The organism is Polynucleobacter sp. 71A-WALBACH, assembly GCF_018882365.1.
In the GTDB taxonomy this organism is placed as follows: Bacteria; Pseudomonadota; Gammaproteobacteria; order Burkholderiales; family Burkholderiaceae; genus Polynucleobacter.
In genome coordinates this window covers 211,539-224,118 of sequence record NZ_JACVOP010000001.1, presented here as the reverse complement: position 1 = coordinate 224,118, position 12,580 = coordinate 211,539, and the positions used below count along the sequence as shown (strand labels likewise).

The following is a 12,580-nucleotide window of genomic DNA, read 5'->3' as shown; positions in this document are numbered from 1 at the left end:
TCGATTCGTATAATAAGGCGGGTCTGGATCTATGAGTCATTATCGCCGTCGCGCCGGCCTTTGCGCCCCTCTTTTTTTAGCTGTCACCCTGCGAATAATGATGGGGGTTGGATTGTCGCAATTTGCCCTCCCAAGCGTTGCTCAAGCACCCGCTCCTTTGCCTCCAATCAGTGATCCAAATAAAGCCCAAAATACAGTTTTAATACCTGATCGTGGAGACGTCACTGTCTTAAAATTGGATGATCAACTGCGTGTTGGAAAGCCTATTGATGACGGTCGAGCTTTAACCTTTACCTCCAGCGATTCGATTGATGGAATTGTCGATCGTGAAATGCGTTTAAAAGGGCGCGCTCAAATTCGTCGTAATGGCGCAGTGATTAAAGCGGATGAAATTAAATACGATCCCGATTCTGATGTAGCCAATTTATCTGGCAATACCGAATTTTCAAAAGGCAATGCATCGTTCAAGGGGCCGAAAGCGCGCTTTAGGGTAGACGCGCGTGAAGGGGAAATGGAAACTCCTACTTATGAGTTGCGTGATAACCGTGCCAGCGGAAATGCAAAAAAATTAACGATCGAAACTTCTGACGTGTTTGTGTTTGATAAGGCCACCTACACAACCTGTACTCCAGAAAATTTAGATTGGTATTTCACGGCGAGTACGCTGGAGATTGATAACGAGCAAAAAGAAATGGTTGGCACACATGGTGTCATGCGATTCTTCGATGTACCCATTGCTTATGTGCCTTATTTCACCGCACCAACATCGAATCAACGTCGCTCTGGAATATTGTCACCGGTAGCAGGCTACAACTCCAATAATGGTATTGATGTGACGCAACCGTATTACGTCAACATTGCACCTAATCGCGACTTGTTGTTGATACCTCGAGTAATGGGTCAACGCGGCGTTCAGCTGGGCGCTAAGTATCAATTCTTAGACCCGCTTTATTCCGGGACTCTTGGTGGTGATTACCTGCCATATGACCGTAAAACAGGAACAGATCGCTGGCGCTATGACTGGCAGCAGCGTCAAGCCTTTACTGGTGGTCTTGGACCCGGTGGTATCCCCATGCCTGGCTCTTGGACTGGATATGCCAACGTTGCCCGTGTTTCGGATAGCTTGTACCCTACCGACTTTTCTCAGAGCATTGCGGGGGCAGTTACCAGTCAGTTTCGTCAAGAAGTGGGCACTACCAAGAACCTGACTGGAAGTTTGAGTAACTGGAATGTTTCGGCAAAGGCGGTCACTTTCCAAACCTTGCAGCCTGACCTAACTGCACCAGTTCAGTCGCCATATAACGTATTACCAAATATCAATGCGAGCTATAGCAATCGTTTGACGCCAACGGTCGCAGATGCTAGCGGTAAGTACCTGGCATTGCCCTCTGGGCCAGTCACTACGTTCTCAACGGATTACACCCGCTTTGCATATAACGTAAATAGTAACCCTGCTTATGCACCAGCAGGCTATCTCTACAGCCAGGCAGATCGTACTGTCATTAAAGGCGCAATGTCTTTACCTCAAATTACGCCGGGTTATTACATCACTCCGAAGGTAAGTTTTCAGTCCAATACTTACGCGGCTACTGCCGCTGTGACTGCCAATAATCCCTTGGGCGTTGCTCCTCCAGTGCAAGGTTTTACGATTCCAACATTTAGTTTGGACTCAGGTCTTGCTTTTGAAAGGGATGCTGCAGAATTAAAAGGTTTCTTCGGGCGCGATATGTTGCTCACAATGGAGCCGAGAGCCTTTTATGTCTACACCCCCTATCAAAATCAGGCTCTTACCCCTTTGTTTGACACGACGGATGCTGGTTTTGGGGTGACTCAGATATTTAGTGAAAATACTTTTGTTGGTAATGACCGTATTGCGGATAACAATAAACTCACTGGCGGTATTACTAGCCGCATGATTGAGGCCAATACTGGTGCCGAACGTGCAAACGTGACTATTGCCCAAAGACAAGACTTTACCGGCCAACGGGTGGGGCTCAATGGCAATATTGCCAATCCCACAACCTATTCAGATACCTTGGGTTCAGCCGCGGTTCGCCTGCTTGGAAACTTTAGTGCAGATATGTTCGGGCAATACAACACTCAGTTAAATAAATTTGTACAGACCACGGTGGGTGGCAGTTGGCGTCCCACACCAGGTAGAAGCTTGAACTTTGGGTATCGAAACGTTTGGACTCCGCCAACGCAGGCTTTTGGCCCCACTCCTGCTACCTTGGCACAGACTACAACAGACCAATACAACGTCTCAGGTCAGTGGCCCCTTACTCGTGAGGTATCGGTCTTGGGCCGCTGGGGTTATGACGCCTTAACGACCAAAACGCTAAATACGCTGGTGGCTTTAGAGTGGATGCGCGACTGTTGGACTCTGCGCGGAGCCTATTCACAAATGCTCAATACCTCACAAATAACCACTACCCAGGTTTTATTCCAAATAGAATTTAGGGGCTTTGGTAGTGCTGGTAGCAATCCAGTTGATATCATGAAGCTTAATGTTCCTGGATATATGCCTACTTCCAAGCCTATACCACCCTCAACCTATGAGAACTATCAATGATGCGTAGGAATCGATTTAACCAAGCCCTTGCAGCCATGATTTTGGCTGGCGCCGCTGTTCTGTCTCAATTTGCATTTGCGCAAGATAGTTCAAAGCCATCTAGCGATAGCAAAATTCGCAATATTGATGGAGTTGCTGCGGTAGTCAACACTGGCTACGTTACTCGTAAAGAGATTGATGATCGCATTGCTGCGTTACAAAAGCAGGGCACTAAATTGCCTGATGCTGTCACTTTGCGCAAGACTATTCTCGAGCGCCTCATTATTGAAAAGATCCAGTTGCAAAATGCTGAGCAAGAAGGCGTGGTCGTTACCAATAAAGAACTCGACAAAATTATTGCTGATATTGCCGCCAAGAATAAATTAACCGTAGCTGAGTTGAAGGTAAAAATTGCCGCAACTGGAAGTAGTTATGAGCGCTATCGTCAGATGTTGCGTGATGATGTTGTTATTAGTCGTTATCGTGAGCGAGAAGTTGAAGGCAAGATTAAGATTTCCGATGCAGAGGTTGATAATTTTATTGCCGATCGTAATCGTGCAGTAGTTGGCGGAGGAAAACCAGTGCGCTCAACTCCGGCTGCAAAAGGTGAGCCTGAAGAAATCGATGTGGCGCAGATTTTTATTCCTGCTGATGCCGCTGCGGGTGCCGGTGCCCAAGCGGAAGCAAAGAAAAAAGCAGAATCACTATTGCGTGAGGCACGTGGCGATGTGGATTTCTTGCAATTGGGTGCAATGGCTGCAAAAGACAATCCGAAGATTAAGTTTCAAGAGCTGGGCTACCGTACTCCAGATCGCTTGCCACAATTGTTTTACGAGGCTGTCAGAAATACGGGCGGAGGCCAGGTTGCCAATGCCGTTGTTAAAAGTCCTGCCGGCTATCACGTACTGAAGGTCCTCGATAGACGTGCGCTAGTTGCAGGTGCTCCTGAGCCACAGCAAGCCGCACCCCAGGATACTGCTTCTACCCCACAAAACATCATGGTGACTCAGACTCTGTCGCGCCATATTTTGTTGCGTAGCCGTGCAGGCTTAACTGACCAAGATGCTGAAAGACGCCTAGCGGGCTATCGTGATCAGGTTCGCGCTAAGACTGCTGATTTTGGTGAGTTAGCAAAAAAATATTCTGAAGATGGATCCGCTGCGAACGGTGGCAATCTGGGCTGGATGGGGCCTGGCGATTTAGTTCCCGAATTTGATCAAGCAATGAATCGCCTGCAAATTGGCGAGGTCAGCAATCCAGTGAAGACCGAGTTTGGTTGGCATTTAATTCAGGTGCTCGAACGTCGTGAAGCGCAGTTAACGGTCGAGAAGCAGCGTCAATTTGCTCGCGCAGCGATTCGTGAGCGTAAGTTTGAGCAGGCTTATCAAGATTGGTTACGTGAATTACGCGACACCGCTACGGTAAAGATCATTAACGCAGATGATCCAGCAGCCAGCCCTCGTTAACCTAGTCATCAGCTCTGGAGAGCCTGCAGGGGTTGGTCCAGAGGTCTCTATTGCAGCTGCGCTGGCCTTCTTGCAAGAGCAGCCTGCATGCACGATTACTTTAGTTGGGGACCCAAGCTTATTTCCCATGCCTGGCATCTCCAAGGAATTATCGACTCGCTTAAAAGTCGAATCTATTTCGCCGGCTTCCCCAGTAACTGCAGGCCAGTTAAATCCTGCCAATGCGCAGTATGTCCTCCATCTTTTAGATGTTGCAGTTCAGGGATGTCTTGATGGACGCTTTGATGCTATGGTGACTGCGCCAATACAAAAGAGCGTAATTAATGAGGGGGCTGCTTCAGGCGATACCTTATTTACCGGACATACTGAATATCTAGCCAAACTTTGTCATCAAGAGCATGTGGTTATGATGCTTTGCGCGACATTACCAGCAGGATTTTTAGGGCTTCAGAAAAGTCGTGATCTTCGGGTGGCTTTAGTAACAACCCACTTGCCTTTGAAAGAAGTTCCCGAGTCACTCAATCACCAACATATTCTAGAAACCATTCAGATTGTCGATCATGACTTGCGGACAAAATTTAATATTACTAATCCCGTGATTCGAGTGGCTGGTCTTAATCCGCATGCGGGTGAGTCAGGCTATCTTGGACGCGAAGAAATTGATGTGATTGCGCCAGCTATTGAGGTGGCTAAAAAGTTAGGTATTGAAGTAAGCGGACCCTATCCAGGTGACACGATGTTTGATGCTAAAGCCTTAGATAGTGTAGATGCGTTTATTGCGATGTATCACGATCAAGGTTTAGCACCATTTAAGTTTGTTAGTTTTGGAGGCGGGGTGAACGTCACTTTGGGCCTGCCGATCATTCGTACCTCGGTAGATCACGGCACCGCCTTAGATATTGCTGGCAAAGGTATTGCGGATTCAGGCAGCATGTTAGAGGCGCTGCGACTCGCCCATCAATTAGCGGTAAACGTAAAGAATCTAAAGACATGACGCATCGCGCTCGTAAACGATTTGGCCAAAACTTTTTGCAGGACTCAGGGGTAATTTATTCCATAGTTGCGGCTATTAATCCCAGTGAAAATATGCACGTGATTGAGATTGGTCCTGGTCTTGGCGCACTCACAAGACCCTTATTAAGCAACCTAGATCGCTTAGACCTACTGGAAATCGACCGAGATTTGGTCGCATATTGGAATCAAGAAAATCTCCAGGGCCTCAATGTCATTGAGGGTGATGCGCTGAAGTTTGATTTCTTAGAATGGGCAAAGACTCGTCCAGCTAATAGTGGCTTATGTAAGGTGGTTGGTAACTTGCCTTATAACATTTCCTCCCCACTACTCTTTCATCTCGTTTCCGCCGCTCCTGTGATTGATGAGCAGGTATTTATGCTTCAGGCCGAAGTGGTCGAGCGCATGGTGTCTAAGGCAGGTGGTTCGGAGTTCAGTCGCCTGTCTGTGATGCTGCAAGCTCGCTATGACATGGAGCAGGTTTTAGAAGTCCCCCCTGAGGCATTTGATCCCCAGCCTAAAGTGAACTCGGCGGTAGTGCGCATGATTCCGCGAAGAGATTTCAGCTTAAGTGATGCGCAGTGGCATGCTTTGGAAAAGGTAGTCGCGGCAGCATTTTCTCAAAGAAGAAAAATGCTGCGTACTAACTTATCAGCCTTTGCTGATCGATTATCTTTATCTGAATCTGAATTAAAAGCGCGTGCCCAGGATATTCCAGTAGAGCGCTATATTGAGTGGGCTAAAACTTTAGCTGATTGATCTCTAGGTTTTCTGGTAAGCCGTAGGATCGATTACTCGCATCTCTGCTTCAATCCACTGCTCTACTTCTTGGTGAAGTTGACCACCCGTTTTTCCAGCAGAGCTAATTGCGGGACCAATTGAAAATATGACAGTACCTGGTTGCTTTAGAAAGCTGTTCTTAGGCCAGCAACGACCTGCGTTATGCGCAATTGGAATTACTAAGGCCTCAGTAGCACTCGCTAGCCTTGCGCCACCCTTGCTATAAGGTTTGTGTGATCCAGTGGCCGTTCTAGTGCCTTCCGGAAATAGCAAAATCCATTTGCCTTCACTTAAACGTTTTTTCCCTTGGCTGACAACGGAGAGGGCTGCGGTTTCTTTACTGTTGCGATTAATATGAATCATCTTGAGTAGAGCTAAAGCCCAGCCGAAGAAAGGAATCCAAAGCAACTCTCTTTTGAAAACGAAGCAGACTTGCTTAGGCAGTAAAGCGATATAAAAAATTGTTTCGTAAGCGGATTGATGTTTGCTAAGAACGACAATGGGTTTATCTAAAACCGCCATCATGTTTTCCATGCCGCGAATCTCGTAGCGAATGCCGCAGAGGGGTTGCAAGATCCAGATTACGACCTTATTCCAAAGGCCGATAAAGCGATAGCGATTCTCAGGACTGAGGAAGGGAAAAACCAGGATGCAGAGTATCGACCAGATAGGCGTGAATATCAGCAAGAATAGGGTAAACAGGGCTGAGCGAATAAAAGTCATATCTGCATTAAACCTTATCTTGTAAGAGCCCATTAGCAAACGCCATTAAATCCGCATGAATCTGCGTACCCTCAGGAAGCTTCCCTTTTTCTAAGGTTTTACTACCCTTGCCAGTCAATACTAGATGCGGGCTGGCACCCAAGGCAATACCTGCTTCAAGGTCGCGTAAGGAGTCGCCAACAATCGGCACCCCTAATAAAGGCAGGGAACTTTGATTTTTTTTGTAACGAAGGGCAATCTCTTTCATCATCCCCGGCAGAGGTTTGCGGCAATCACAGGCATTGGCATCGGTATGTGGACAAAAGAAAATACTGTCAATGTGGCCGCCGAGGGGTTTAAGCAGCTTATCCATCTTGCTATGCATCGCATGCAGATCATTGATGTTGAAATAACCGCGCGCCAGGCCTGATTGATTGGTTGCTATGGCAATTTGGTATCCAGCTTGATTAAGCAGTGCAATCGCTTCAAGGCTGCCTGGTAGCGGAACCCACTCATCACTCGACTTCACATAATCATCTCGATCTTCATTGATCACGCCATCGCGATCAAGAATAATTAGTTTAGAAGAGCTGGTGCTCATGCTAATTTGCCGAGGTCGGCAATGAGATTCATTTTCTGGTGAAGTTGTTGCAGGAGAGCTAGGCGGTTATCACGCAACTCTGGATTTGGATCCATCACCATGACATCGGCAAAGAATTGATCAATTGGGGCGCTTAAGGCTACTAGTGCTTTTAATAGATCCACGAACTGACGTTTCTCATAAGCGGCAGTGAGTGTTGGGGTGAGCTTCTCGAGAGCCTGATGAAGTGCGATCTCGGCTGGAACCTGCAAGAGAGTGCTTGAGCAGGTTGCTGGTATAGCGGTAGCATTCTTTTTCAGAATATTACTAATGCGCTTATTGGCGGCAGCTAATTGAGCAGCTTCTGCTAGGGCGTTAAATTCACGCAATGCAGTTAAGCGATCAATTAAATCATTAAGCTGAGCAGGTGACTGACTTAATACAGCATCAATCTCCTCGGTAGTGAATGGCTTGCCAGCAACCGCTTGATCGCGTAAGTAAGCGCGCAGACGATCAATGATGAAAGCGTAAATGTCTTCAGCCTTTGCTTTTTCTTGCACGTCTTTCTGTGGAAATTGTTTACGAGCCAGTTCAATTAAGTCGGGCAGGTTCAAGCTGAGATTCTTCTCTAGCAAGAGTCGGCAGATTCCCAAAGCATGGCGACGTAATGCGTAAGGGTCTTTATCTCCAGTAGGGGCAAGTCCAACACCCCAAATACCAACGAGAGTCTCTAATTTGTCAGCAATGGCCAGAATGGTGCCGGTTTGAGTCTGCGGTAATACGTCACCAGCAAAGCGTGGCATGTAATGTTCGCTACAAGCAGAGGCTACTTCGGCATTCTCACCATCATGGGTAGCGTAGTAACGACCCATGATGCCTTGGAGCTCCGGGAACTCGCCAACCATATCGGTCAGCAAATCTGTTTTAGCAATTTCAGCAGCGCGACTGGCTAGTGCCTCATCGGCTGATAAGGCTTTTGCAATGCCCACTGCAATTCCTTGAACGCGCTTGGTGCGATCCAATTGATTGCCGAGCTGATTGTGATAAACCACTTTTGCAAGATCGGCAACACGGGATGCTAGCGGACGTTTTTGATCCTGCTGGAAGAAGAAGCGTGCATCGGATAGACGTGGACGAACGACTCGTTCGTTTCCGGAAATAATGGCTTCCGGCTTATCCGTCTCAATATTGGAAACAATCAGAAAACGATTGCGTAACTTACCTTGCTTATCAGTCAAAGCAAAGTATTTCTGATTGGTCTGCATTGTCAGAATTAAGCATTCTTGCGGCACTTCCAAGAACTCTTGATCAAAATGACACTCATAAATTGCTGGCCACTCAACTAGAGCCGTCACTTCATCTAATAGGCTATCTGGCATCAAAACTAGATCACTGCCAGCGGCTTTTAATAAAGCGGATTCGATAAATGCACGGCGCTGATTAAAGCTTGGTAATACTTTTGCCTTGGTAGTAAGGTCGGACTCATACTGATCTGCAGAGGCTATAGTAATAGTGCCTGGGGCTAGGAAGCGGTGACCCTCTGTTTGATTTGCTGCATCAATACCTAGGGCGCTGATATTCAATATTTGTTTGCCATGAAGAGCAATGATGCTGTGTGCGGGACGTGCAAACTCGACATCCGCCAATTCACCATTTTTCTGCAACACTTGGTAGTGCATCATTTTGGCGATAGGTAATTTATTGAGTGCCTGCTCGAGCGCTTGTTGAGCAGTTTGCTCTAATGCTGCGCCTTTGGCGATGATGTTGAGATACAGAGCTTCATTTTTTCCTTCACCTGCTTTTTCCAAGGTCGAAAGCTCAATATCAGCGTAACCCAAAGCGGCTAATTTTTTTTGCAGCGGTGCAGTGGGCTTTCCGTCTGCGTCAAAGGCAATGCTGGTCGGCAGCAATTTTTCACGTACTGGATAATCCTGCGCTTGACTCAAGACATGAGTAACTTGAACTGCAAGGCGTCGCGGTGTGGCGTAACCAGTGGCAACGGAGCCTTCGCTCAAGAGCCCTGCAGCCTTCAGGGCGGAATAAATACCTTCGCTAAACGCATCACCTAAGCGGCGCAAAGACTTTGGTGGAAGCTCTTCGGTAAATATTTCAATCAGAAGATTATCTGATTGAGAGAGGGAGTTCTGTGTACTCATAATTGGATCGAGCTGGTTAGGCTTTGGATTGACGTTGGCACATCGGGAATCCCAACTTCTCGCGAGACTCAAAGTAAGCCTGCGCTACTGCGCGAGATAGATTGCGGATGCGTCCAATATAGGCCGCACGCTCGGTAACTGAGATGGCGCCACGGGCATCAAGTAAGTTGAAGGTATGTCCAGCCTTGAGCACCATTTCATAAGCGGGTAAGGCTAATGGGACCTCCATCAAACGCTTGGCTTCACTTTCGTAGTTGGTGAAGTTGGCAAATAATAGGTCAGTGTTGGAATGTTCAAAGTTGTAGCAAGACTGCTCTACTTCATTCTGGTGATACACATCACCATAAGAGATGCCATCCGCCCAAACGAGGTCATATACGTTGGAACAATTTTGGATATACATCGCTAAGCGTTCGATACCATAGGTGATCTCACCTAAAACGGGTTTGCAGTCAATACCACCCACTTGCTGGAAATAGGTGAACTGAGTTACTTCCATGCCGTTAAGCCAGACTTCCCAGCCTAAACCCCAGGCACCCAAAGTTGGGTTTTCCCAATCGTCTTCAACAAAACGCACATCGTTCTTCTGAAGATCTAGGCCTAGTGCAGCAAGTGAGCCAAGGTAGAGCTCCAGAATATTTTCTGGAGCAGGCTTAAGTACTACCTGGTACTGATAGTAGTGCTGTAAGCGATTTGGATTTTCTCCATAGCGGCCATCTTTTGGTCTGCGTGACGGTTGGACGTAAGCGGCTTTCCATGGCTCAGGGCCAATGGCCCTCAAGAACGTGGCTGTATGCGATGTACCGGCACCGACCTCAAGGTCAATAGGTTGCAATAGGGCGCAACCTTGTTGGTCCCAGTAATCTTGGAGTTTGAGAATGATTTGCTGAAAAGTAAGCATGATTAACCTGGCTAAGCCTTTGATTTTACATGGCTAAGCTAGTCAACCATGAAATAGCGATTAAATTCGTTTTTGGCGAATGAGGCCTAGGATGAGTAGGAGGCAAGAAAGACTCAAAATGGGTGCATTTCCCCAAAGTACGTATGGGGTTGTGCCTGAGTAGGCCTGAAGCTTTAGGTTGAGTACCCCCTGGGTAAAGTCATCTAGTTGCGAGAGTACTTTGCCATCGGACCCAAGAGCTGCAGTAATGCCCGTGTTGGTAGCTCGCAATGATGGGAGGCCAGTCTCTAGTGAGCGCAGTTGGGACAAGCGCAATTGCTGGGCTGGCGCTTGAGAATCTCCAAACCATGCCAGATTAGTCATATTGATCAACAGGTTGACAGGTTTACTGCTGTGATGAATTCGGGAGGCCAGTTCCCCGCCAAAGACATCTTCATAGCAAATGGTAATGGCTGCATTAATAGGCTCTTGGCCAGAACGCAAAATGCTGAAAGGGGGTTGATCCAACTTGCCACGCGCAAAGTCGCTCATGGGTACATGGAAAGCATTCACAAACCAATGAAATCCAGGGGGAATAAATTCTCCAAAGGGTACTAGGTGAGACTTGTCATATTGATAGCTCGGTACATTAGGAGAGAGTCCAAGTGCGCGATTGGTGTATTGCACCCCAGTGGGGCTGCGTACTTCTCCAATCACGCCAAGTAAGACATTGCTAGAGGTAGTAGTAGAAAACTGTTGGAGTGATCCTAATAAGCCAGCAGGCAAATTGCTTTGGGGCCAAGGATAGGCGGTCTCTGGGGTGATGATCAGATCAGCTGATTGGTGCTCGATAGCATTGGAATAAAAACTAAATTGCTCTTCAATGGCCTTGGGATTGAACTTGAGGCTTTGCTCAAAATTACCTTGGATTAAACGTACACTAAGTGGCTCACCCATTGGGCTTGTGAAAGTCCAGAAGCTGGCGAGTTGAGCGAGGGCGATGGCAGAAATGATGCAGATGCCGCTAAAGAAAATATTCTTCTTTAGCTGTGTTATTTCCCATGAAATCCACACCACCAAAAATGTGCAGGCTAAGCCGCCGAAGAATGGCGCCACTGGCGCGAAGGGGCCATTGAATTGCGCTTCAGCAAATCCCATCCAAGGAAAGCCAGTTAACACCACACTACGCAGATACTCGATGAGTACCCAAGAAGCCGCTAGTACCAAACCCGTTAAGTGCCTGCGCCTTTGTAGGCAGAGGGAGAGCGAGGCGCTAGAGAAAAATAAAGCCATTCCTGCAGCTAGCAAAAAAACTGCCAAGCAAGAGACGACAGTGTGCATTCCGCCGACATCATGCAGGCTAATGTAGATCCACCATAAGCCCAGAACAAAGTAGCCAAGGCCAAACAACATTCCGGAAATAAATTGATTTTTAATAGAAGCAATGGATTGTTGACTCATCCTCCACCAAATCAAGCTCAAGATGGGGATTTGTATCCAGCCGCCATAGGGTAGCTCTGCTGCAGCAGCTAGTAGTGCCCCTAGAAAAAATAGCAGCAATAGATTGAGACTATTCCTAGGTCTTGCTGATTGCCGATCAATCAAGGTAATTCTCAGGAAGACTTTTTCGGGAGTTGTCGTGCGAGCAGAATATGTATCTGTCTTGGGTCAGCGCGCTGAACCTCAAATTCAATTCCGTCGATCTCAATTAGTTCACCCATCTTAGGTACTCGACCCAGATGCTGAATGACTAGGCCGGCCACTGTTTCAATACCCTCAGCATCAAATTGGGTGCCTAAGGTCTCATTGAATTGTTCGAGCTCAGTAATTCCTTTAACGCGAATGTCGCCATTATCTAAAGAGATAAGGTTATCCGCTTCTTCATCAATGTCATGCTCGTCTTCAATGTCGCCGACAATTTGCTCAAGTACATCCTCAATCGTAATGACTCCAGCAACACCGCTGTATTCATCCACCACAATCGCTAGATGATTGCGGTTATCTTTAAAGTCACGCAGTAAAACACTCAAGCGCTTGGATTCAGGAATAAAGACTGCTGGGCGAAGCCAGTCACGCACCTGAAAATCTTTTTCGCTGGAGTGCCGCAACAAATCTTTTGCTAATAAGGTGCCGATGACGTTATCGCGAGTGCCTTCAAATACAGGGAAGCGTGAGTGAGCTGCCGTGATGACGCTCTTAATAATTTCGGATAAAGGCAGGTTGATGTCAATCCAATCAATCTGAGCTCTTGGAATCAAAATATCACGAGCACACAATTGACCTACCTGGAATACACCTTCAATCATCGATAGGGCATCCGCATCAATTAAGCCCTCAGTCTGAGCCTCTCTGAGGGTATCAATCAGTTCTTGACGACGTTCTGCTGGGCTGGTTGGCTGTGGCGTTAAAAAATCAGCCAAGCGCTCTAAAAGGGATTTATTGGGGTCAGGCATA

The 12,580-nt window shown here is 47.2% G+C and carries 10 protein-coding genes; 4 read left to right on the top strand and 6 right to left on the bottom strand.

Features of this window, described 5'->3' with window-relative positions; translation table 11 throughout:
• The first annotated feature begins 31 nt into the window (after nucleotides 1-31).
• Genes ICN42_RS01065 through rsmA form a run of 4 tightly spaced genes read left to right on the top strand, consistent with a single transcriptional unit; the run spans nucleotide 32 to nucleotide 5,787 of the window.
• On the top strand, nucleotides 32-2,572 hold the full coding sequence (locus tag ICN42_RS01065) for an LPS-assembly protein LptD (protein WP_216249633.1): 2,541 nt from the start codon (nucleotides 32-34) through the stop codon (nucleotides 2,570-2,572).
• A complete protein-coding gene (locus ICN42_RS01060) occupies nucleotides 2,572-4,017 on the top strand; it encodes a peptidylprolyl isomerase (RefSeq protein WP_255539198.1) in 1,446 nt (481 codons plus the stop codon). Before ICN42_RS01065 ends, ICN42_RS01060 begins: the two co-directional genes overlap by 1 nt.
• Nucleotides 3,992-5,011, top strand: a complete 1,020-nt coding sequence (gene pdxA / locus ICN42_RS01055; RefSeq protein ID WP_216249629.1) for a 4-hydroxythreonine-4-phosphate dehydrogenase PdxA — start codon at nucleotides 3,992-3,994, stop codon at nucleotides 5,009-5,011. Before ICN42_RS01060 ends, pdxA begins: the two co-directional genes overlap by 26 nt.
• Nucleotides 5,008-5,787, top strand: a complete 780-nt coding sequence (gene rsmA / locus ICN42_RS01050) for a 16S rRNA (adenine(1518)-N(6)/adenine(1519)-N(6))-dimethyltransferase RsmA (RefSeq protein ID WP_216249626.1) — start codon at nucleotides 5,008-5,010, stop codon at nucleotides 5,785-5,787. Before pdxA ends, rsmA begins: the two co-directional genes overlap by 4 nt.
• Before the next feature lie 3 nt (nucleotides 5,788-5,790).
• On the opposite strand, the gene ICN42_RS01045 is transcribed toward rsmA, so the two are convergent.
• Genes ICN42_RS01045 through ICN42_RS01020 form a run of 6 tightly spaced genes read right to left on the bottom strand, consistent with a single transcriptional unit; the run spans nucleotide 5,791 to nucleotide 12,579 of the window.
• Nucleotides 5,791-6,531 carry a 1-acyl-sn-glycerol-3-phosphate acyltransferase gene (locus tag ICN42_RS01045; RefSeq protein ID WP_216249609.1) on the bottom strand — a complete coding sequence of 247 codons (741 nt, stop codon included), beginning with the start codon at nucleotides 6,529-6,531 and terminating at the stop codon, nucleotides 5,791-5,793.
• A 7-nt stretch (nucleotides 6,532-6,538) separates the two neighbouring features.
• The gene (gene gmhB, locus ICN42_RS01040; RefSeq protein ID WP_216249605.1) at nucleotides 6,539-7,111 is read right to left on the bottom strand and encodes a D-glycero-beta-D-manno-heptose 1,7-bisphosphate 7-phosphatase; all 573 of its coding nucleotides are present in this window, start codon (nucleotides 7,109-7,111) and stop codon (nucleotides 6,539-6,541) included.
• Entirely contained in the window at nucleotides 7,108-9,246 is a 2,139-nt protein-coding gene (gene glyS / locus ICN42_RS01035) for a glycine--tRNA ligase subunit beta (protein WP_216249601.1), read from the bottom strand. The genes gmhB and glyS overlap by 4 nt, the downstream gene beginning before the upstream one ends.
• 16 nt (nucleotides 9,247-9,262) lie before the next feature.
• The gene (gene glyQ / locus ICN42_RS01030) at nucleotides 9,263-10,147 is read right to left on the bottom strand and encodes a glycine--tRNA ligase subunit alpha (protein WP_015422011.1); all 885 of its coding nucleotides are present in this window, start codon (nucleotides 10,145-10,147) and stop codon (nucleotides 9,263-9,265) included.
• 60 nt (nucleotides 10,148-10,207) lie between these two features.
• Complete coding sequence (gene lnt / locus ICN42_RS01025) at nucleotides 10,208-11,686, bottom strand: apolipoprotein N-acyltransferase (RefSeq protein WP_255539197.1); 1,479 nt, start codon at nucleotides 11,684-11,686, stop codon at nucleotides 10,208-10,210.
• A 53-nt stretch (nucleotides 11,687-11,739) separates the two neighbouring features.
• Nucleotides 11,740-12,579, bottom strand: a complete 840-nt coding sequence (locus ICN42_RS01020) for an HlyC/CorC family transporter (protein ID WP_216249598.1) — start codon at nucleotides 12,577-12,579, stop codon at nucleotides 11,740-11,742.
• Nucleotide 12,580 lies beyond the last annotated feature (1 nt).